This is a genomic window from Microbacterium sp. RU1D (assembly GCF_900156435.1).
In the GTDB taxonomy this organism is placed as follows: Bacteria; Actinomycetota; Actinomycetes; order Actinomycetales; family Microbacteriaceae; genus Microbacterium.
Map to the genome: position 1 here is coordinate 494,690 of NZ_FTPQ01000001.1, position 21,054 is coordinate 515,743.

Below are 21,054 nucleotides of genomic sequence, written 5' to 3' on the forward strand. Positions count from 1 at the left end.
CGGGAAATCCCTAGGCTCGAGGTTCGCCGAAGGGATGCCATGACCTCTGACTTCATCGACGCCAATCGCGCCAATTGGAACGAACGCGCGACTCTGCACGCCGCACGTGACGGTTCCGGTTACGGCGTCCAGCGGTACGTGACCGATTCGGATGCGTTGTCCGACGTCGTGCGCTTCGACGTGCCCCTCCTCGGGGATATCGCCGGCAAGCGCACCGTGCACCTTCAATGCCACATCGGTACGGACACACTTTCCCTGGCTCGTCTGGGCGCCCGGGTAACCGGCCTCGACTTCTCCGAGAACGCCGTCTCGGAGGCCCGCCGACTCGCCGCTGAAGCCGGCGCCGAGATCGAATATGTGCAGTCCGACGTCCGGAACGCGGCCGAGGTGCTTCCTCGAGGGGAATTCGATCTCGTCTACACCGGTATCGGCGCCCTGTGCTGGTTGCCGTCCATCAACGAGTGGGCGGGTGTCGTCGCTGACCTTCTGGCGCCCGGTGGCACTCTGCACATCCGCGAGGGGCACCCCATCCTGTGGTCGCTGAACGAGACGCTGCCCGGTCTGACACTGGCGTTCCCGTACTTCGAGCAGCCGATCCCGCTCGAATGGGACGACGACAGCACGTACGTGGAAGTGGCCGCGCCGCTGCAGTCGACGCGGACGTACGAGTGGAACCGCGGTCTCGGTGAGATCGTCACTGCCCTTCTGTCTCGCGGCCTGCGGATCGACACGCTCATCGAGCACGACAGCGTCCCCTGGGAAGCGCTTCCCGGTCGGATGACTCTGCGAGCCGACGGCGAATACGCGCTGGCGGAACAGCCCTCCGTGATGCCCCTGAGCTACACGATCAGGGCGACGAAGGTGGGGTGACGGGAATTACTCCAGTCCACGTAGCCGCACAAGGTCGCCCTCGATACAAGGACTGACGACCTGCAGGAGAACGGCCGTGTCGCTCAGCGCCAGCTGCGTCAGACTTCCGTCGGAATTCGAACCCGTGAGGTATGCGGGGTCCGAGACCACCAGAGTCCCACTGTCGCCTGATCTGTCATCTAAAGTCACGGTCGGCTGCAAACCTGCCGGCCGCCATACTTCCGCGACCGTCTCGGCGAGCGCCGGGGTCGGCCTCGGCACGTCGGTGAGGCTTTGCGCAACGAGCATCACCTGCACATGGCCATCACGTGCGATCTCACAGGGACCCCACGTGACCTCAGTCCTCCAGCTCGTTGCGGAAACCACCGACGCGGTTCGGGCAAAAATGTCACGAGCGTCGCGCTCTGCCGCATCAGGTGTCAATGTCGATCCTTGTGTCGTCGCGCAGCCGGTGAGCAAGGCCGCCGCGAAGATGGTGGCAACGAGGGCTGCTCTTTTCATCGGTGTAATTTCCTCATCTCGGCCTCCACGCGCCATCTGAACCTGTCTTCGGGCGTTCCGACCTCGGGGAGCTCTGAGCCTCGACCCACGGAAATCATCGCCGTGCTCTTCAACGCAGACGAGTTGAAGTCCAGGTAGCTTGCCTTTCCGTCTCCGACCGCGAATGGCCCGTGCATCCCCACCGCCAGCGTCTTGTCCCCATCAACGACGACCTGTTCAGAACTGAAAGGGCGCGCGCCGAAGTCCGGCGAGGTGGGATCCGCCCGGGAAGATAACCCCTGGCCGACAGGCGCCCAACCGTCCTTCGTCGACTGAGAGGCGTAAACCTCTCCGGCGGGGACGCGAAGATCCGTCACATTGCTCACCTGGTCAGAGACGCCGGCGGAACCGAGCAGCACGAGGTGTTCCACTGGCGCCCTCTCCACGGCGAGAGTTGCTACATCGGTTCCGTACGAGTGCGCGATCACCGACAAGTCGGCCGGTTCGCCATTCGCAGCATGCCCTGCGGTTATTGACTGCAAATCGCCTGCAAGCGAACGAGACCCTACTGCTGCGCGCTCATCGATCATGACCTCGGTGGCATTGAATAATGGCTCAGGCATTGGCGGGTGGTAACCGATCCATGCGATAACGCCCACGTCGCTGAGCGGAAGAGACCCCGTTTGTGCTTCGGCTACCCGCAGCTTTCCAGCTGCGAACACGTACTGCTCCAGGCTGTTCTCGACAGTTGTTCCCATGCCCGGCACGATCACGCTCACATGGCGCGCTCGATCCAAATCGCCCACCGCCACCTGCGCCAACGGCGGATGATCCAGCACCAACGAAACGAGCGTGTTGCCGCTCGACGCCCTCTCCACCGCCTCCAACGCCCGCACCTGATCCGACTCGCCCGATCCGATGTGCCGCGCCACCTCGAGCGCTTCCGCGAGCACGATGCGGTTCGCACGGTCGCGCGCGGCGTATGCCACTCCGCCGAGATTTCCGATGACCCCCGGAGCCTCGGCGATGAGCACGTCCTGCTGCTCAGCGCTCAGTCGCCGCCACCACGGCGCCACTTCCTCCGGCGTCGTCTGATTCAAGCGGGTGATGAGGTCGGGGCGTGCCCGCAGCAATGCCGTGAGAGCACGCGCATCAAGAGACTGCATCACGGCGAGCACGCTCTCCGCGGTGACGGACGTGGCGCCCAGCCCGGCCCCCACGGACGCCCAGACGTCGCCTCGCGCCCGCACCTTCTCGACCGCCGTGCGCACGGCCTGTGCGGCGATCGAGCCGGCGGTCGCCACGTCGGCGCGGGCGTCGGCAAGCATGGCCTCGGCGCGCGCACGCGCCTCCGCCCGCGTCAAGGGGACCGCACCCTGGTGTCGCGGGTCGGTGACGAACACCGGCCATCCGTTCGCGAATGAGGTGAACGTTCCGGCTGCCGCCGTGGCATCCTCGGGGAGGGTCGCCGCGTAGCTCCACGCCTCGATCGCAGCCGCCGCCAGACCCTGTGCCCGTCGGAGCGCGAGAGCGTACGTCCGCATCGGTTCGACGACCGTCGCCGCGCCCTGACCGATCTCGATCCACCGCTGCGCGACGGCTGTCATTCGCGCCGAGTAGGCATCGGCTCCCTCGCCCGTCCAGCCCTCGATCTCGCGCCGTCGACGGAGGTCGTCTCCCACCTCGTCGGCGACTTTCCCTCGCCGCTGCGTGAGGTGTGAGACCTCGTATGCAGCCTCGACGGACCCCGGTACGAGCTGTTCGGCGAACGATGCCGAACCGAGCCCGGTCACGAACGCCGCCCCAGCGCCCTGACGGTCGCGTCGGCGGCATCCTCCGCCCGCTCGTAGAAGCCGGCCGACTCTCGGAGCCCGGATGCGACATCGTCGGTCTGCACGATTGCCTCCGTCCACCCGCCCGTCATCGCCTGCATGAGGTCGGTCACGGCCGTGCCGAGTTCGCGATGACCCAGGTCGTGCGCATCGGCGACGGCCGTCTCGGCCTCAGCACGGTGGACCGTCGCGTCGACGCCGCCCGCCGCGCGACGGAGGTTGTCCGGGGTCACCGTGAAGCTCCGCATTCCGGCAACGTACTGAGATCGACGCGGCGAGCGCGGCGGTTGTCCACAGGCTCACCCGCCTGATGACCCACCTTCGCCTGGCTCGGCGCTGACTCGGGTTGGGCGTGGTCCCGTCGGTATCGCGCGCGGCCGCACCCGACGATCGGTCAGCTACCGCCGCCCACGCGCCCGACATCACGCCACGGAACCATCCGCCCGAGGCAGGGAGCGTCGGGGAGTCCGCACAGCCCGTCTGAGGCGACCGGCCGGATGCCTGGGGACCGTCAGTGGCCGAACACCAACGCCGCGACGCCTCCGACGATCATCACCGCGAACACCACACCGAGGTACAGGGCGACGCGGCGGCCGTTGACGCGGGACCCCCTCGGCTGCATCGGCGCCGGGGAGGACGGGACCGACGCGGCGGACGGCGTCGAGGCCGGAATCGAGGAGACGGGCGCCTCAGCAACCGCGGAGCGGTCGACGGGAGGGGCTGTCGTTGTCGCGGGCATCGGAGAACCGGCCGGATACACCTCGCGGACGCGCGCCACGAAGAGCTCGGTGGTGCGCAGAACGTGCTCCCACGAGGCGGCATCGTCGTTCGCCAGCGAGCGGGGCGCGTAGAGGAACAACCACTGTCCGCTCAGTTCCGCGTCCAGGGGATACGTCGGGTGACCGAGGGCCCCGACGATGGCGGGCGTCAGAAGAGCTGCGACGGCCTGCTCGGAGCCGGGGGCCGCCTCCACGCGCATCCCTTGTCGACTCTCGTCGACGACCGCGCCGGCCGGCGTAGCCGGCAGGGCACTGCGGGCGTGGATGCTCTCCGCTTCGACGGTGACCGACGGCACGATGACGCCGAGGTCGACGGCGACATAGCCCCATTGCTGAGTGAACTGGTTTCCGACGGCGATCTCCGTGTAGAAGCTGTCGCCGATCTCGATCGAAGGGTCGCCGGGAATGCGGACGATGTTCACCGCCCGCTGCGAGAAGCGGGGCTTTCCGTCGGTTTCCCGGAACACCACGCCCGGCAGCTGCTGACCGACGGCGTGAGTGAAGTACTGCCACCCGTTCGCAGACGCCAGAGAGGAGACGGCATGCGCCGTCGGGTTCGTTCGTGCCGGGGGAGCGCTCGGGTGCGTCAGCGCGGAGAAATCGATGTCGGAAAGCACGTGGTCATTCTGCCGGTCGCTTCCGAGGGGAGCCGAGGGCTGACACCTCGCGCCGGAAATCCCTAGGGTGTACGAGCACGACATTCAAGGGAGGGCTGAATGACGGAATCAACGGATGTGCGCGACGCGCTGCGCAAGCTCGACGAGCAGGTGGCCATGAGCCAGCAACGGGCACAGCAGATGCAGACTCTGGCATCGGACATCGAGGCGATCCGCGTCGAGGTCACGTCTCCGGGAGGAGAGATGACGGTCCACGTGGATGCCAACGGGCGCCTGGTCGACATCGATGTGACGACGCGGGCGCTGGCGCTCGACCCTCCGCGGGTGCGCTCGTTGCTCCTCGATGCGCTGGCCGACGGGTACGAGGAGGCGTCTCGCCGCAGTGTCGCCCTCGCCGCGGCCGCCTTCGGACCCGACGCACCGACGGTGGCCGGTCTGCAGGAGAACGCCGAGCGCTACCGCCCCCGCATAACCAAGGAGGATGAGGAGTGAGCAGCGACCGCATCCAGGTCGATCCGGACCTCCTGCGTCAGCACGCGCAGAAGATCACCGCACTCTCCCACGATGTCGGTCAGGCAACCTCCGCCGCCGCGCATGTCGCGCTCGGGGGACGGGCATTCGGCGTCATGTGTTCCTTCGCCGCCGCCCCGACCACGCTCCTGGGTCTCGGCGCCGTCGGGGCCGTCTCCGCCGTCGAGCGAGCGCTGGCTCGCGCAGCATCCGCCGCGATGCAGATGGCCGACGACTTCGAGAATCTCGAGAACAGGTACGTGCAGGAGCTCGAGACGCTCCGCGCCGAGATCGATGGCGGGGTGTACGTATGAGTGACACGAACTCGCTCATCGCGCCGCCGACGGAGGGGAGCCTCGCCGACGGCCTCGGACCGTTCGAAGACGGCTCGTCGCTCGTCACGTCCATCGCGGGTGGCGACTGGATCGGTGCTTCGCTCGCGGGCGGGTCGATCGCCGTGTCGGGAATCGACGCCGTGGTGAACCCGATCGCCACACTCGTCTCGCTGGGCGTCGGCTGGCTGCTGGAGCACATGTGGCCGCTGAACGACTGGCTCGACGAGCTGACCGGTGACCATCACGAGGTGGCCGGATTCGCGCAGACCTGGCAGAACGTCTCGGGTCGACTCGGCGACAGCGCCGGCTCGCTTTCACGGGCGACGGGTGACCTCGCCGACTTCGACGGCGCCGCGGCCGACGCCTATCGCGCGCTGCTGACCACGCTGACCACGTCGCTGCAGCGATGCGCCGAACTGTGCGCCGGCCTGGGTATCGCCGCCGACCTGCTCGCCGGCATCGTCAAAGCGGTGCACGATGTGGTTCGGGATGTCATTGCCGATCTCGTCGGCTTCGTCGTCCAGAGCCTGGCTCTCGCCGCCGGCACGCTCGGTGCGGCGACCCCCGCGATCGCCGCACAGCTCGCCATCAAATCCGCGCGGTGGACGTCGCTCCTGTCCACTTTCGTCCGCGAGCTCGTCACCTCCGCCGGTACGTACGTCGACCTCGCCAAGACCATCAAGGAATTCATCGAAGGCGCTGCGGCCGCCACCGACGACCGTGTGGCGGCCGCCTGACCGAGGCAATTCCCCGATCAGGCGTCCTCACCCTGTCAGACGCGCTCCTGACTCAGTGCGCGCGCGTCTTCGTGACCCCGAACGCCACCGCCTCTTCCTCCGTCAGCATCCGCGACCGGATGAGGAACCGCATCCCCGTCGGCCCCTCGACCGAGAACCCGGCTCCGCGCCCGGGCACGACGTCGATGGTCAGGTGGGTGAACTTCCAGTACTCGAACTGCGACTCCGACATGTAGACCTCGATCGGATCATCGAGACCGACGTCGATGTCACCGAGGTGCACGTCGCTGGGGCCGGTGAGGAACATCCCCACCGGGTAGCACATGGGGGAGCTGCCGTCGCAGCAGCCGCCCGACTGGTGAAACATCAGAGGTCCGTGCTTCGCCGTGAGTTCGCGCAGGAGCGCGGCGGCGGCATCCGTCACGTCCACGCGGGAGAGTTCTGGCATCCGTTCTTCTCCTTCCACAGAAGCGCGTCCCACCTTGCGCAGGAACTCGACGCTCGATCCGCACCGAGCGGGACGCGCCAAGGCCGCTGTCCCGAGGCGTGTCCCACTTTGCCCAGAACAGTCGTGCAACGTGCACGAGTGGGAACATCTCTTGCCGCACTCGCGGGGGTGCAGCACCGACCGAACGGGTGTGACCCCCGGACGAACCCGGGGGTCACGAGAGCCGGGGCCACCCGCCGCGGCCCCGGTTCACCGATCAGAAGAAACCCATGGCCCCTTCGGCGTACGACACCAGCAGGTTCTTCGTCTGCTGGTAGTGGTCGAGCATCTTGAGGTGGTTCTCGCGGCCGATGCCCGACTGCTTGTACCCGCCGAACGCGGCGTGCGCCGGGTACTGGTGGTACGTGTTCGTCCAGACGCGGCCCGCCTCGATGGCCCGGCCCGCGCGGTAGGCGGTGTCGCCGCTGCGGCTCCACACGCCCGCGCCGAGGCCGTAGAGCGTGTCGTTCGCGATCGAGATGGCGTCGTCGAAGTCGTCGAACGACGTGACCGACAGCACCGGGCCGAAGATCTCCTCCTGGAAGATGCGCATGTCGTTCGTTCCCTCGAACACGGTCGGGGCGACGTAGTAACCGTCCGACAGATCGCCGCCCAGGTCGACACGCTCTCCGCCGGTGAGCAGCTTCGCTCCACCCTGCTTGCCGATGTCGATGTACGACAAGATCTTCTCGAGCTGGTCGTTCGAGGCCTGCGCGCCGATCATCGTCTCGGGGTCGAGCGGGTTGCCCTGGCGCACCTTCTTCACGCGTTCGAGACCGTCGCCGAGGAACTGGTCGTAGATCGACCGCTGAATGAGCGAGCGCGACGGACACGTGCACACCTCGCCCTGGTTCAGCGCGAACATCGTGAAGCCCTCGAGCGCCTTGTCGTAGTACGCGTCGTCGCTCGGGAGCGCCACATCCTCGAAGAAGACGTTCGGGCTCTTGCCGCCGAGCTCGAGCGTCACCGGAATGAGGTTCTGCGACGCGTACTGCATGATGAGGCGACCGGTCGTCGTCTCACCCGTGAAGGCGATCTTGCGGATCCGCTTGTGCTGCGCGAGCGGGGCGCCCGCCTCGATACCGAAGCCGTTGACGATGTTCACGACACCGGCCGGCAGCAGGTCGCCGATGATGTCGAAGAGGAACAGCAGGGAGGCCGGAGTCTGCTCGGCGGGCTTGATCACGACGCAGTTGCCCGCGGCGAGCGCCGGGGCGAGCTTCCACGCGGCCATGAGGATGGGGAAGTTCCACGGGATGATCTGCCCCACGACACCGAGCGGCTCGTTGAAGTGATACGCCACGGTGTTCTCGTCGAGCTGACTCAGCGAGCCCTCCTGAGCCCGGAGCACACCAGCGAAGTACCGGAAGTGGTCGACGGTCAGCGGGATGTCGGCGGCGAGCGTCTCGCGCACCGGCTTGCCGTTCTCCCACGTCTCGGCGACGGCGATCTTCTCGAGGTTCTCCTCGATGCGGTCGGCGATCTTGTTCAGGATGACGCTGCGCTCGGCCGGCGTGGTCTTCTTCCAGCTCGCGAACGCCTTCCACGCGGCATCCACGGCTCTGTCGATGTCGTGCGCGTCACCGCGGCCGACCTCGCAGAAGGGTTTGCCGGTGACGGGGGTGATGTTCTCGAAGTACTCGCCGCTGTGCGGCTCGACCCATTCGCCGCCGATGTAGTGCCCGTACCGCGAGCGGTACTCGGCGACGGCCCCGCGGGTTCCCGGGGCGGCGTAGACGCTCGAGACGCCTTCTTCGACGATGGTCATGCGTGTCTCCTTCGACGGTCATGAGTCGCCGCGACGGCTTCGGGCGGCGATGCGCCGACGGTACGCCGGGGGAGGTTGCATCGGGTTGCACGGGGTCGGGCAGGCGCGCGGGGCTGGCGAGCGCCGAGATCACGCGCTTTTCACGAGATGGCCCATCGTTCCGCGCAAAGGAGGTGATCTCGGCAACAGCGCATGATCTCGCCGGCGCAGCGGTCACCCCGCGTCGAGCCACCCGAGCCCACGGCCTCTCGTAGCGCGCGGGCGACGCGACCGAATACGGCCGGCATCCCGCCCGCACAATCGACGGATGCCACGACCCCGAGGCCGTGGCATCCGTCACCGTCCAGGGCCGGACGGGCGCCCCACGCCGTCGGCGAATCGCCCGCTCAGGCGTCGGCGTCGGCCAGCACCGAGCGCAGCGGAGGCACGTTGACCTCGTGCAGGTCGACGTCGTCGAGACGCTCGATGCTCTGCACGCGGGGGGCGATCGCGCGGTCATCGGCGACGATCCAGCTGCCGACGAGCAGGAAGCGGTCGTTGCCCGCCGTGATGGGCCCGGTGAGCGCGAAGGTCTGGTGGGTGGGCGTGAGGAAGGTCACGCGCACGGGAGTGCCGTGGGGGAGCGTGGACGGGTCGACGACGTCGGCCTCGAGCGCGGGCTGCGGTGCCTTGATACCGAGGTCGATGCGTTGGATCTCGGAGCTCGTGGCCAGGATGACGTCGCCCACGAGCGGCTGACCGCCGACGCCGATGCGCACCGTGCCCTCGAGGGCGTAGAGCCCGTACCGCGGCGAACGGACGATGACGCGGGCGACGTCGCCCGCCTTCACCTCGGCGAGCGCTTCGCGGATGCGCCCCACATCGCGACGGGCGCGGGCTGCCGAGAAGATGTCGAGCGCTTTTTCGTCCATATGTTCACTGTAACCACGGCCTCCGACATCGGGCATACGCACGGCGCGTCGCCTGTGGATCAGCGGAACCGCCCGCTTCAGGCGCTCTCGAGCCGCTCTATTCGTGCGACCAGGCCAGCGCGCTTCGGGGAGCGCGGCGGCAGCATCGACAGGCACAGGCGCAGCACCTCGTCGTCGTCGCGGCCGTCGATGGTGTCGGCGTAGGCGAGCAGCACGTCGACGCCCGCCTCGGCGATCAACGCCTCGCGCAGGGCTGAGCGCACTGACTCGCGCACCTCGACGACCCCCGGCGCATCGGACTCGGGCAGCACCGGCCCCGGGTAGGCGGCGAGGGCCACCCGGTGCGCCCCGCGATCGAGCAACGAAAGCACGTGCTGCGCGTCGGTCTCCAGGCCCTCGGGGAGACGGTAAGGACGGGATGCCGGCACTAATCGCGGCGCGACGGGGACAAGCGCCCGGCGCAGGCGCACCATCTCGGGCCGCAGGGTCTCGACGGCCGCGTGGCCGTACACGGCCTCGCTCAACCCCTCGGCCGACAGTCCCTCACGGTGCACCGCCAGGAGGAGCAGGATCTCGGCGTGGCGCGCGCTCAATTCGAGCGTCGCCCCGCCCGCTTCGAGCATCGCCCGGTCGCGGCCGAGGATGCGCAGCAACGCCCGCGACGGAGCGGAGCGTTTCAGGGGAGGAGCCTGCTGAGCGCGCAGCCGGGCGACGAGCAGTTCGCTCTCGATCGCCCGCGCGGTGGCATCCACGAGCAGCTGCGCCTGAGGGGTGACGGCCTCGGGCCCTCCCGTGACGTCGATCACGCCCAATAACCGGCGCGTCTCGGGGTCATGGACGGGCGCCGCGGTGCACGACCACGGCTGAACGAGGCGGTTGAAGTGCTCGGCGCCGCGGATCTGCACCGACCGATCGAGAGTCAGAGCCGTCCCCGGGGCCGAGGTACCGACGGCATCCTCCGCCCAGTTCGCCCCCGCGACGAAACCCATGTCGCCCGTCAGCGACCGGATGTGACGGTCGCCCTCGACCCACAGCAGGCGCCCGGCCGCGTCGCCCACGGCGACGACGACGCCGGACTCCTCGGCGGTGCCGGGCAGCAGCAGCGCACGGACCATATCCATCACTCCCGCGAGCGGGTGAGCGCGGCGGTACGCCTCGAGCTCGTGCGTCGCGAACTCCAGGCTGGGAAGTCCCTCCGGCCCGACGAGGGATGCCAGCGACCGCCGCCAGGATTCCTGCACGAGGGGCCGCACGTCCGCCAGCCTGCGATCCTCGTTGCCGGCGAGGAGTTCGTCGTGGGCGCGCGCGATCAGCAACCCCGACGTCTCGGGGGAGATCGCGAGACGCGACCAGGGTGAAGGCACGGAACTCCCATCGACGGTGACGGCAGGTGCGACCAGTGTAGGTCGGTGCCGGCCCGAGAGGGAGGGTTCGCGGCGGGCTCGCAGGCGAACGGCTACGGCGCGTCGCACCACGACACGACCCGCGCCCGCTCGAGCGGCACCGCAGCGGGTGACAGCACGTGCGGCAGAACGCTCACGGGCAACAGCGATGTCGTACCGCGAGCCAAGCGGACACGGGCGTCGAAGACGGCATCCATCGCACCACTCTGCCCGTGAGAACGGTTCCCGATCAGCGGAAAACGACGTCAACCCCCGCCCGCGACGCGGAAGGGCCGAGGCACCGTGGAGGGACCGAGAGAAAGGGATGCCATGAAGGCAGTGCAGTATCGCGAGATCGGCAAGGGCCCCGAGGTCGTCGACATCGAGGAGCCCCACGCGGGCCCGGGCCAGGTGCGGCTGAAGGTGACGGCTGCGGGCCTGTGCCACTCGGATTGGTTCGTGATGGACCTCCCGGAAGACCAGTACACGTACGGCTTGCCGCTCACCCTCGGGCACGAGGGAGCCGGAATCGTCGACGAACTGGGTGAAGGCGTGGAGGGTGTCGAGATGGGCGGCGCGTACGCGATCTACGGGCCGTGGGGATGCGGTCGGTGTCACGCCTGCGCCCAGGGCGCCGAGAACTACTGTCCCTATGCGGCCGAGATGGGCATCACCCCTCCAGGACTCGGGAGCCCGGGCGCCATGGCCGAGTACGTCATCGTCGACGATCCGCGCCACCTCGCACCGCTCGGCGACCTCGATCCCATCGAGACCGTGTCGCTCACCGACGCGGGACTCACGCCGTACCACGCGATCGTCGCCGCCAAGGAGAAGCTGTATCCCGGGGCGACCGCCGTCGTGATCGGTGTCGGCGGACTGGGTCATGTGGGGGTGCAGATCCTCCGCGCCATCACGCAGGCAACGGTGATCGCCGTCGACCTCGGCGACGACAAGCTCGCCCTCGCCCGCGAGGTGGGAGCACATCACGCGGTGACCTCCGATGAGCACGCCGCCGACCGCATCCGCGAGCTGACCAATGGCCTCGGCGCCACCGCCGTGTTCGACTTCGTCGGCGTTCAGCCGACCATCGATCTCGCGCGCGCGGTCGCCGGGCTCGACAGCTTCATCCACATCGTCGGCATCGGTGGCGGCATCCTGCCCGCCGGTTTCTTCTCGACGCCGATGGGCGCGGCCGTCCGGGCACCGTACTGGGGCACGCGCAGCGAGCTCATCGAGGTCCTCGACCTCGCCCGCAGCGGAGCGGTGGGGGTGCACGTCGAGCGCTACGGCTTCGACGACGCCGTCGAGGCGTACGCGAAGCTGCACAAGGGCACGGTGCGCGGTCGCGCGGTGGTCGTTCCCTGACCCGAGCTTCGAAGGGGCGGCATCCCGCAGACGGATGCCGCCCCGTCGGCGTCGCCAGATCTCAGTCCCGCGCCGCCCACCACGCGCGCAGGCGCTTCTCGGCCTCGTCTTCGCCGAGCACGCCCTCGTCGAGTCGCAGGTCGAGCAAGAAGCGGTAGGCCTCACCGACCTCGCGCCCCGGCGTGAGCCCCAGGACCTCCTGGATGCGGTTGCCGTCGAGTTCGGGGCGGATCGCGTCGATCTCCTCCTGCTCGCGGAGGGAGGCGATGCGCGCCTCGATGTCGTCGTACGCGGATGCCAGGCGCTGCGCCTTGCGCTTGTTGCGCGTGGTCACGTCGGCCCGCGTGAGGATGTGCAGGCGCTCCAGCTCGTCGCCGGCGTCGCGCACGTACCGGCGGACCGCGGCATCCGTCCACGCGCCCTCGGCGTAGCCGAAGAACCGCAGGTGCAGCTCGACGAGGCGCGAGACGACGGTGGTGGTCGCGGCGTCGAACCGCAGGGCCTGCAGGCGCTTGCGCGCCATCCGCGCGCCTTTGACGTCGTGATGGTGGAAGGTGACGCCGCCGCCGGCCTCGAGGCGACGGGTGGCGGGCTTCCCGATGTCGTGCAGCAGGGCCGCCAGTCGCAGGGGCACGTCGGGAGCGGCATCCGGATGCCGCTCCTTCTCGAGCGCGATCGCCTGGCGCAGCACCGTGAGCGAGTGCTCGTAGACGTCTTTGTGGTGGTGGTGCTCGTCCACCTCGAGGCGCAGCGCGGGCACCTCGGGCAGGAATTCTTCGATGAGGCCGGTCTCGACGAGAACGCGGATGCCGCGCACCGGGTCATCGGTCTGCAGCAGCCGCACGAGCTCGGCCTGCACGCGCTCGGGGCTGACGATCGAGAGCGACGCGCGCAGGTCACCGATCGCGTCGAGCGTCGTGGGATCGACCGAGAAGTCGAGCTGCGACGAGAAGCGCGCCGCGCGAAGCATGCGCAGCGGATCGTCGCCGAAGCTGACCGCGGGGTCGATCGGGGTGCGCAGGCGGCCCGCGATGAGGTCTTCGACGCCGCCCGTCGGATCGACCAGCGTGCGGGCGGGGACACGCAGGGCCATGGCGTTGACGGTGAAATCGCGTCGGCTGAGGTCGGCGTCGAGGGTGTCACCGAACTCGACGGTGGGCTTGCGCGTGACGCCGTCGTAGCTGTCGGCGCGGAACGTCGTGATCTCGACCTGCTCGCCCTTGACCCGCGCGCCGATCGTGCCGAAAGCGCGGCCGACGTCCCACTGCACCGAGGAGATGGGCTTGATGAGAGCGAGGATCTCGTCGGGGCGCGCGTCGGTCGTGAAGTCGAAATCGTGGGTGATGCGGCCGAGCAGAGCATCGCGCACCGGGCCGCCGACGATCGCGAGATCGCGGCCCGCGTCGGCGAAAGCACGCGCGACGGCGGCGACGACGGGGTGCGCGGCGAGCTCCTCGAGGCGCACGAGACCCTCGGCCATGTTCAGCATGCCTTCGAGCCTAACCGGGGGCGCTGACAGCGTCCGGCGGCTGTGGACGACCCGCTCGCGACGGCTTCAGTCCTCGAACGACAGGAAGCCGGTCACCAGCAGCTCGCGCACGCGGGGGAGGAGATCGGCGCGCAGGTGCGCGGCATCCACCTCCATGAGGTGCGCGATCGCGTCGACGAGCGTCCCGACCGGCAGGTCGCCGTCGCACGCTCCGACGAGGGCCGCCAGGGCCGGATCCACCTCGATCGTGCGGGCGAACCCACCGCCCTGCCGCAGCTCGATGACCGAGGGATCGCCCTCGCCCGGCCGGTGGTGGCGCGCCTCGGTGACGTCGGGCGCGACCCGCAGCACGCTGTCGGCGAGGTCGTCGTCGTCCAGCAGCGCGGCGCGGTCGTGCGCGGCCAGGCAGTCCGCGAGGTGCGGTCCGAAGCCCGCCTCGCCGCCGCCCGCGACGCGTTCGTAGCGCGCGAGCGTCGGGCCGCCGGCGAGCGGTCGGCGCACGAGGACGTAGCCGAAGCCCACCCCGGTCACACCCCGTCGGGCGAAGTCGTCGAGCCACGCCTCGATGAGCCGGGCGTACGCCGGGGTGCCCGGCACCGTCCCCCCGTCGCGCACCCAGAGCTCCGCGTAGGCCAGGGGGTCGAGCACCTCGCGCTCGATCACCCACGCGTCGAGGGCGTCGCCGACCCACCCGCGCACGCGATCGAGCCCCGACTCGCCGTCGTGGTACTCCCAGTTCCCCAGCGACTGGGCGACGCCGCCCGGAGCGAGGTGCGCGCCGACCTCGCGGATCACGGTCGCCACGAGAGCGTCGCCCTCCATGCCGCCGTCGCGATACTCGTACGCCGGAACCCCCTCGACGCGCGGGGTGATGACGAACGGCGGATTGGATGCCACCCGGTCGAACGTCTCATCGGTCACCGGCTCGAAGAGCGAGCCGAGACGCGTCTCGATGCCGTCCACGGCGTTCAGCAGCGCGTTCAGCCGCGTGAAGCGCAGCGCGCGCTCGGAGATGTCGGTCGCGACGACGCGGTCGACCAGTCGGCGCAGACGCAGGGCCTGGATGCCGCACCCGGTGCCGAGATCGAGAGCGGTCCCCCCGCGACGGGTGAGCTGCAAACGGGCGAGGGTCTGCGACGCCCCGCCGACGCCCAGCACGTGATCCTCGGGGAGGGGTCCACCGAGCGCTGCCTCGTCGAGGTCGCTCGCGATCCACCACTCCACGTCGCCCGCATCGTCTGCGAAGGCCTGCGGACGCACCAGCACCACGGGTCGCACCTCATCGGCGGTCGCGGTGACCAGGCCCAGTGCGAGGGCGCCCTCCACGCCGACCGAGGGCAACGCCGCCGCAGCCGCGGACCGCGGCACCGCCAGGCCCAGGCCCCACAGGCGCCCCAGGACCGCCAGGGCGTCGTCGCGAGCGCCGAGGGCGCGTTCCGCCGGTCCGCGCAGACCACGGGCGACGGCGTCGTCCGCCTGCTCCCCCCACGCCTCCCGGAGAGCGGCGCTGGTGTAACCCGCCGCGCGGAGGTCGGAGGCGAGCGCATCGCAGAGCTGGGCATCGGGTTCGGGGAGCACCGGTCCATTCAACCGTCTGCGCGAGGCTTTCGGCGGGCGTGAAGGGACGCGGCCTAGACTCATCGCGGTAGGAGGCCCCCTCGTGCCGCCGACGTTCGTATGACCGTGACTTCCCCGCCTTCGGGCTCACCCGTGCCGCGGCGCCCTCGCACGCGCCGGCTGCTGGCGACCCTCGCGGCGCTCGCACTGGCCCTCGGCGTCGTGCTGCCGGCCTCCGCGGCGGTCGCGGACGCCACCCCGTCGCCCTCGGCATCCACATCCCCCGCCACGCTCTCCGCCGCGCCCGCGGCGAACGGCATCCTCCGGTCCGGAGACGCTCTCGCGGTCGTCACGACGCTCACGGCCGGGTCCTCGGGCACCACCGCGACCCCCGTCGTCCTCGGCCTCGGCAGCGACCCGCTCGCCGACGACGCGGCGCTGGAGCGCTGGCTCAGCGGCGACGCGACGGGGGTGACCGTGCAGCAGGTCGCGACCGGATCCGTGGATGCCACCTCCGCCGGCGCCCAGAGCACCACCACCCTCTCCGCCGCGGCGACCGACCCTGCACTGGCCGGCCGTGCCGCCGGCGTCTACCCGGTACAGGTGAGCGCGCCGACCGCCGGCCTGTCGGCGTCGAGCGTGGTCGTCGTTCCCGCCGACGCCGGCGCCCAGACACCGATCGCCCTCGTCGTCCCGATCACCGCCGCCCCCCTCACCCGCGGCCTGCTCACCGCGAACGAGCTCGCCGAGCTCACCGCCGTCGACGGCGCACTCTCCGCGCAGCTCGACGCGGTCGACGGCACCGGCGCGACACTGGCCGTCGACCCGGCGATCCCGGCCGCCATCCGGGTGCTGGGGTCGTCGGCACCGCCGACCGCGGTGGCATGGCTGCAGCGTCTGCTCGGACTGCCGAACGACCGGTTCGCCCTGCAGTTCGGCGATTCCGACATCGCCTCGCAACTGCGCGCCGGCCTCGCGAGTCCGCTGACGCCCACATCGCTGCAGTCCTACATGGCGGCCGCCGACTTCACGCAGCCGGCGCCGGCCGTCTCCGCCGTCTCGACCCCCGACCCCTCGCCCGCGACGACGCCGGGCCAGCCGACGTACCCCTCCCTCGCGACGCTGCTCGACATCGGCACCGCGACGCCCGGCGTCTACTGGCCCTCCACCGGCTCCGCGGGCTCCGACACGGTCGCCGCCCTCGGTGCCCTGGGCACCGCGGACGAGCCCGCCCACGTCCTGGTGCCGTCGACGAGTGTCGCCGAGGGCGCGCGTCAGGCCGCCGCCTCGGTCGGGGGAGTGTCGACCCCGGTCTACGACGCCGAGGTGTCGCGCGCTCTCGCCGACGCGGCCGGACAGAACGACGCCACCCGCCGCGGTGCCTCGCTCGCGGCGGCGCAGGGATACCTCGCCATGGCGCGGGCGTCCACCGGCGAGCAGCCGGTCCTCGCGGTCCTCGACCGCGGCACGGATCGCTCCCGGGTGAGCCTCCGCGCCACGCTCGGACTCATCGCCACCGCACCGGGCTTCGCCGGCTCGCGCCTGGAGACGCTCGCGGAGCTGCCGGCATCCGAGATCTCCCTCACCGACCCCGCCGTCGACGACGCACGCGCGGGCGACGTGAGTGACCTGCTCGCGGACGAGCAGGTCGTCGACCGATTCGCCACGATCCTCGATCAGCCCGAGCTGCTCACCGGTCGCGAACGCGCCGAGGTGCTGCAGGTCACGAACGTCTCCTGGACCGGGGATGCCGCCCGCAAGGCCGTCTCCGACCACCGCGCCGCGACGCAGACCACGCTGGACTCCGTCGGCATCCTGTCGTCGGACTTCCGACTCGTCAGCTCGAGTGCTCCGCTGCGCCCGTGGGTGCGCAACGACCTGCCGTGGCCCGTCACCGTGGTGCTCTCTGTGCGCCCCGACGATGCTCGCCTGCGCGTGCAGGACCGCACGACGGTCGACGCCCAGGCCTCGGCCAACACCCGTGTCGAGGTGCCGGTCGAGGCCCGTCTCGCGAACGGCGAGGTCGGCGTCGACCTGCAGCTGTTCAGCCCCAGCGGCGTTCCCATCGGGCAGCCGCAGGCCGTCGACGTCGAGGTGCGCGCCGAGTGGGAGAGCATCGGCCTCATCGTCATCATCGTGCTGGTGGTGGCGTTCCTGAGCCTCGGCGTTGTCCGCACGGTCGGTCGTCGCCGCCGCGCTGCCGCCGACCCTCCGGTGGATGACACCGCCGAGATGGACGGCGTCGGGAACAAAGATCCGGATGCCGACGGGCGTGGCGACGCCGATCCCGAACACGCCGACAGCACCGACACCGACACCGAGCAGGAGACGCGCCCGTGAGCAGTATCGGACGGGCGAGTGTGCTCATCGGGGCGGGCACGATCGTGTCCCGGGTCAGCGGGTTGCTCCGGACCATCGTCCTCGTCGCGGCGATCGGCTCGATCAGCGGGGCGGGCGATGCGTTCGCGGTCGCGAACCAGCTTCCGAACAACATCTACGCGATCATCTCCACAGGGCTCCTGACCGCTGTCGTCGTGCCGCAGATCGTCAAAGCCGCCGCGCATGCCGACGGGGGTCAGGCGTTCATCTCGAAGCTCTTCACCCTCGGAACGGTCGGGCTCCTCGGCGCCACCGCGCTCGCGATGCTCGCCGCCCCCCTGCTCGTGCAGGTCTACGCGAGCAAGTTCGAACCCGATCAGCTCGCTCTGTCGACCGCATTCGCCCACTGGTGCCTGCCGCAGATCTTCTTCTACGGCTTGTACGCCCTGCTCGGAGAGATCCTCAACGCGCGGCGGGTTTTCGGTCCCTATACGTGGGCGCCGATCGTCAACAACGTCGTCTCCATCGTCGGCTTCGGCGCCTTCATCCTGATCTTCGGCGGGCCGCAGACCCGGGTGGATGCCTGGACCCCGGGCATGGTCGCCGTGCTCGCCGGCACCGCGACGGCCGGCATCGTCGTCCAGACGCTCGTGCTGCTGTTCTTCTGGCGCCGCGCAGGCCTCGCTCTGCGTCCCGATTTCCAGTGGAAGGGAGTGGGGCTGCGCCACATCGCCCGCCTCGCGGGCTGGACGTTCCTCATGGTCATCGCGGGCCAGCTCGCCGGCATCGTGCAGTCCAATGTCCTCTCCGGCGCGTCGGGAAAGGACCCGGCGATCTTCGCCTCTCAGAACGCGTGGCTGCTGTTCATGCTGCCCTACTCGATCATCGTGCTGTCGATCGGGACGCCCTACTTCACGCAGCTCAGCGAGCACGCCGCCGCGGGTCGGCACGACGAGGTGCGCGGCGACATCGAGCGCAGCATCCGCACGCTGGGGTTCTTCATCGTCGCCGCGACAGCCGCCCTCGCCGTGGCCGCCGTTCCGGCCAGCCGCATCTTCACGAACGGTGCCGAACAGGCGGAAGCAGCCGCCCCCGTGCTCCTGTGCTTCCTGCTGTGTCTGGTGCCGCTGGCCGTCCTCTTCGTCGTGCAGCGGACGTTCTACGCCTACAACGACACGCGAACGCCCTTCTTCTTCACCCTGTTGCAGTGCGCCCTGGTGGCCGGCGGAGCGGTGGCCGCGGGCGCCACTCTCGGGCGCTCCGACCTCGCGGCCGGGGTGGCGCTCACGCAGTCGGTGGCGAGCATCGTGCAGGTCGTGGTGGCGACGGTCCTCCTGCATCGAAGGCTGGGCGGTATCGGCACCGCCGGCTGGCTGCTTGCCCTGGCGAAATTCTCGCTCGCGGCTTTGCCCGCCGCCGCAGCGGGATACGGCGTCCTGCAGCTGCTGGGCGGACCCGGCGGCTGGACCACCGCGAGTGCCCTTGCCGGCGCGGTCGGTGCCGCCATCGTCGGCTCCGTCGTCCTGGCCGTCTACATCGGCATCCTGGCCGTGTTCAAGACTCCCGAACTGGCGCCGGCGCTCGCGCTCAGCCGGCGGTTCCTCCCCAAGCGCTAGCCCCCCGCCCCCGGAATACCCCGGGGCTAGCATGGGTTTCATCCGGCGGAATCAACGAAGGGAACGCGCTACCGTGCGTCACGTCATCATCATCGGATCCGGCCCGGCCGGCTACACGGCTGCCATCTACGCGGCCCGCGCCAACCTCGAGCCCCTCGTCGTCGCGAGCTCCGTCGAAGCCGGCGGCGACCTCATGAACACGACCGAGGTCGAGAACTTCCCGGGCTTCCCCGACGGCATCCAGGGGCCCGACCTCATGGCCAAGATGCAGGCCCAGGCCGAGCGTTTCGGCGCGACGGTGCTCTACGACGACGTCGTCTCGCTCGAGCTCGACGGCCCGGTCAAGAGGGTCACCCTCGGCAGCGGCAAGGTCGAAGAGGCCGTCTCGGTCATCTACGCCACCGGATCGGCCTACCGCAAGCTCGGCCTCGAGGGCGAGGACCGCCTTTCCGGTCGTGGGGTCTCCTGGTGCGCCACGTGCGACGGCTTCTTCTTCCGCGACCGCACGATCGCCGTGGTCGGCGGCGGCGACTCGGCCATGGAAGAAGCGAACTTCCTCACCAAGTTCGCTTCGAAGGTCTACGTCATCCACCGCAAAGACGCCCTGCGCGCGTCGAAGATCATGCAGGAGCGCGCGTTCGCGAACCCGAAGATCGAGTTCATCTGGAACAGCGCGGTCGACGAGATCCTCGGTGACGACGCGGTGAACGGTGTACGTCTGCGTTCCACCGTCGACGACACCACGCGCGAACTCCCGCTCGACGGCTTGTTCGTCGCGATCGGCAACGACCCGCGCACGCACCTCGTTCACGACAAGCTGCAGCTGACCGACCAGGGCACCATCTGGGTCGACGGCCGCTCCTCGCGCACCTCGGTCGACGGTGTGTTCGCGGCCGGCGACGTCATCGACCCCACCTACCGGCAGGCCATTACCGCCGCGGGCAGTGGCACGGTCGCCGCCCTCGATGTCGAGCACTTCCTCGCGGCGCGCGGGGAGGCCGGCGAGCCCGCGGTCGCCGAGAGCCCGATCGAGGGACTCCCCGACGCGGCCGTGGTCTGAGGAACAAACTCGCCCTCACCGGCGTTTTCACAAGCTGACGCTTCCATCTAAGGAGATATGAAATGACCGCCAAGGCGACGACCTCCGCGACGTTCGAGCAGGACGTCCTGCAGGCCGACGGACCCGTTCTCGTGGACTTCTGGGCCGAGTGGTGTGGACCGTGTCGCATGGTCGCCCCCGTTCTCGACGAGATCCAGAACGAGAACTCGGGCAAGATCACGATCCTCAAGCTCAACGTCGACGAGAACCCCGATCTGGCCATGAAGTACCAGATCACCTCGATCCCGGCAATGAAGGTCTTCCAGGGCGGTGAGGTCAAGACGACCATCATCGGCGCGAAGCCCAAGTACGCGCTCGAGCAGGATCTCGCTGCGTTCATCGGCTGAGTTCCCCTCGCGGACGACAGAGCCCCGACACTCCGGTGTCGGGGCTCTTCTCATTGCGGCGCTTTGTCCTCGGTGACAAGACGGATGCCGTGTCGGCTCGAAGCGCTCCACATCGGCGCGTCTGCGAATGAGGTGGTTCACCCGTCAGAGGCCCTGTGTAGCGCTCAGGAGGCGTCGAGACGTACGCTTGCGTCCCAGCGGCGGTGCGGCTCCTCGTCGCCCAGAATGCGCCACACAGCGCGCGTGAGGGCGGGATAGTCGAGGGCGATCTGACGCAGCACCCGATAATTGCGCGCTTTGTTCGGGCGGACACCGCCGTTCTCGGCGATGTTCTCGGCACGGAGCGTGAGAACGACGAGCTCGTCGACGCTGGGGAGGTCTTCCATGAAGTCCCACGGGTCTTCGCCGCCGCGGAGACGCTCGTGAATCAGCACGCCCAGTTCGTCGGATGCCTCGGCGCGCAGAAGCTCGAGGCTGGCGCGACGGCGCAGGTTGTCATCGTTCGCAGTCACCGTTCCAGCGTACGTCGCACCACCGACACCGGGGCGCCGAGC

Annotated in this window: 21 protein-coding genes; 9 read left to right on the forward strand and 12 right to left on the reverse strand. The window is 69.6% G+C overall.

Features of this window, described 5'->3' with window-relative positions; translation table 11 throughout:
• The first annotated feature begins 39 nt into the window (after nucleotides 1-39).
• Nucleotides 40-870, forward strand: coding sequence for a class I SAM-dependent methyltransferase (locus B0B15_RS02210; RefSeq protein WP_076673081.1), 831 nt, complete (start codon nucleotides 40-42; stop codon nucleotides 868-870).
• Between the two features lie 6 nt (nucleotides 871-876).
• Here B0B15_RS02210 and B0B15_RS16125 read toward each other — a convergent pair whose 3' ends face one another.
• From B0B15_RS16125 to B0B15_RS02230, 4 genes are all read right to left on the reverse strand, one after another.
• Nucleotides 877-1,371 carry a hypothetical protein gene (locus B0B15_RS16125; RefSeq protein WP_143016319.1) on the reverse strand — a complete coding sequence of 165 codons (495 nt, stop codon included), beginning with the start codon at nucleotides 1,369-1,371 and terminating at the stop codon, nucleotides 877-879.
• Nucleotides 1,368-3,143: an alpha/beta hydrolase gene (locus B0B15_RS02220; RefSeq protein WP_076673083.1), complete on the reverse strand. Its 1,776-nt coding sequence runs from the start codon at nucleotides 3,141-3,143 to the stop codon at nucleotides 1,368-1,370. The genes B0B15_RS16125 and B0B15_RS02220 overlap by 4 nt, the downstream gene beginning before the upstream one ends.
• Nucleotides 3,140-3,430, reverse strand: a complete 291-nt coding sequence (locus tag B0B15_RS02225; protein ID WP_076673084.1) for a type VII secretion target — start codon at nucleotides 3,428-3,430, stop codon at nucleotides 3,140-3,142. The genes B0B15_RS02220 and B0B15_RS02225 overlap by 4 nt, the downstream gene beginning before the upstream one ends.
• A gap of 263 nt (nucleotides 3,431-3,693) precedes the next feature.
• Nucleotides 3,694-4,578: a hypothetical protein gene (locus tag B0B15_RS02230; RefSeq protein WP_076673085.1), complete on the reverse strand. Its 885-nt coding sequence runs from the start codon at nucleotides 4,576-4,578 to the stop codon at nucleotides 3,694-3,696.
• Nucleotides 4,579-4,677: 99 nt separating this feature from the next.
• Between B0B15_RS02230 and B0B15_RS02235 the strand changes: the two genes are divergently transcribed.
• From B0B15_RS02235 to B0B15_RS02245, 3 genes are read left to right on the forward strand one after another with little or no spacing between them, the layout of a single operon-like run.
• Nucleotides 4,678-5,070, forward strand: a complete 393-nt coding sequence (locus B0B15_RS02235; protein ID WP_083708818.1) for a YbaB/EbfC family nucleoid-associated protein — start codon at nucleotides 4,678-4,680, stop codon at nucleotides 5,068-5,070.
• Nucleotides 5,067-5,402: a hypothetical protein gene (locus tag B0B15_RS02240; RefSeq protein WP_076673087.1), complete on the forward strand. Its 336-nt coding sequence runs from the start codon at nucleotides 5,067-5,069 to the stop codon at nucleotides 5,400-5,402. The genes B0B15_RS02235 and B0B15_RS02240 overlap by 4 nt, the downstream gene beginning before the upstream one ends.
• Nucleotides 5,399-6,160 carry a hypothetical protein gene (locus B0B15_RS02245; protein WP_076673088.1) on the forward strand — a complete coding sequence of 254 codons (762 nt, stop codon included), beginning with the start codon at nucleotides 5,399-5,401 and terminating at the stop codon, nucleotides 6,158-6,160. The genes B0B15_RS02240 and B0B15_RS02245 overlap by 4 nt, the downstream gene beginning before the upstream one ends.
• 52 nt (nucleotides 6,161-6,212) lie before the next feature.
• Here the strand turns inward: B0B15_RS02245 and B0B15_RS02250 are convergent, their stop codons facing one another.
• The 5 genes from B0B15_RS02250 to B0B15_RS16405 form a co-directional block, all read right to left on the reverse strand.
• Nucleotides 6,213-6,608, reverse strand: coding sequence for a DUF779 domain-containing protein (locus tag B0B15_RS02250; protein WP_076673089.1), 396 nt, complete (start codon nucleotides 6,606-6,608; stop codon nucleotides 6,213-6,215).
• 256 nt (nucleotides 6,609-6,864) lie between these two features.
• Nucleotides 6,865-8,415 (reverse strand): acetaldehyde dehydrogenase ExaC, encoded by a 1,551-nt coding sequence (locus tag B0B15_RS02255; protein ID WP_076673090.1) that lies wholly within the window; start codon nucleotides 8,413-8,415, stop codon nucleotides 6,865-6,867.
• Nucleotides 8,416-8,801: 386 nt separating this feature from the next.
• Complete coding sequence (locus tag B0B15_RS02260) at nucleotides 8,802-9,326, reverse strand: hypothetical protein (RefSeq protein ID WP_083708819.1); 525 nt, start codon at nucleotides 9,324-9,326, stop codon at nucleotides 8,802-8,804.
• Between the two features lie 77 nt (nucleotides 9,327-9,403).
• Nucleotides 9,404-10,690, reverse strand: a complete 1,287-nt coding sequence (locus B0B15_RS02265) for a GAF domain-containing protein (protein ID WP_076673092.1) — start codon at nucleotides 10,688-10,690, stop codon at nucleotides 9,404-9,406.
• 92 nt (nucleotides 10,691-10,782) lie between these two features.
• On the reverse strand, nucleotides 10,783-10,926 hold the full coding sequence (locus tag B0B15_RS16405) for a hypothetical protein (RefSeq protein ID WP_176776547.1): 144 nt from the start codon (nucleotides 10,924-10,926) through the stop codon (nucleotides 10,783-10,785).
• A gap of 112 nt (nucleotides 10,927-11,038) precedes the next feature.
• Here B0B15_RS16405 and B0B15_RS02270 point away from each other — a divergent pair, with 112 nt between their 5' ends.
• Nucleotides 11,039-12,073: an NAD(P)-dependent alcohol dehydrogenase gene (locus tag B0B15_RS02270; protein WP_076673093.1), complete on the forward strand. Its 1,035-nt coding sequence runs from the start codon at nucleotides 11,039-11,041 to the stop codon at nucleotides 12,071-12,073.
• Between the two features lie 61 nt (nucleotides 12,074-12,134).
• Here the strand turns inward: B0B15_RS02270 and B0B15_RS02275 are convergent, their stop codons facing one another.
• Both B0B15_RS02275 and B0B15_RS02280 read right to left on the reverse strand, forming a co-directional pair.
• Complete coding sequence (locus B0B15_RS02275) at nucleotides 12,135-13,562, reverse strand: CCA tRNA nucleotidyltransferase (RefSeq protein ID WP_076673094.1); 1,428 nt, start codon at nucleotides 13,560-13,562, stop codon at nucleotides 12,135-12,137.
• A 66-nt stretch (nucleotides 13,563-13,628) separates the two neighbouring features.
• Entirely contained in the window at nucleotides 13,629-15,140 is a 1,512-nt protein-coding gene (locus tag B0B15_RS02280; RefSeq protein WP_256334146.1) for a DUF7059 domain-containing protein, read from the reverse strand.
• A gap of 132 nt (nucleotides 15,141-15,272) precedes the next feature.
• Here B0B15_RS02280 and B0B15_RS02285 point away from each other — a divergent pair, with 132 nt between their 5' ends.
• From B0B15_RS02285 to trxA, 4 genes are all read left to right on the forward strand, one after another.
• Entirely contained in the window at nucleotides 15,273-17,459 is a 2,187-nt protein-coding gene (locus tag B0B15_RS02285; protein WP_083708821.1) for a DUF6049 family protein, read from the forward strand.
• Nucleotides 17,456-19,054 carry a murein biosynthesis integral membrane protein MurJ gene (murJ, locus tag B0B15_RS02290; protein WP_076673096.1) on the forward strand — a complete coding sequence of 533 codons (1,599 nt, stop codon included), beginning with the start codon at nucleotides 17,456-17,458 and terminating at the stop codon, nucleotides 19,052-19,054. The genes B0B15_RS02285 and murJ overlap by 4 nt, the downstream gene beginning before the upstream one ends.
• 73 nt (nucleotides 19,055-19,127) lie before the next feature.
• Nucleotides 19,128-20,114: a thioredoxin-disulfide reductase gene (trxB, locus tag B0B15_RS02295; protein ID WP_076673097.1), complete on the forward strand. Its 987-nt coding sequence runs from the start codon at nucleotides 19,128-19,130 to the stop codon at nucleotides 20,112-20,114.
• A 62-nt stretch (nucleotides 20,115-20,176) separates the two neighbouring features.
• Nucleotides 20,177-20,500, forward strand: a complete 324-nt coding sequence (gene trxA, locus B0B15_RS02300) for a thioredoxin (RefSeq protein ID WP_076673098.1) — start codon at nucleotides 20,177-20,179, stop codon at nucleotides 20,498-20,500.
• A 164-nt stretch (nucleotides 20,501-20,664) separates the two neighbouring features.
• Here the strand turns inward: trxA and B0B15_RS02305 are convergent, their stop codons facing one another.
• On the reverse strand, nucleotides 20,665-21,012 hold the full coding sequence (locus B0B15_RS02305) for a tryptophan synthase subunit alpha (protein ID WP_076673099.1): 348 nt from the start codon (nucleotides 21,010-21,012) through the stop codon (nucleotides 20,665-20,667).
• Between the last annotated feature and the right edge of the window lie 42 nt (nucleotides 21,013-21,054).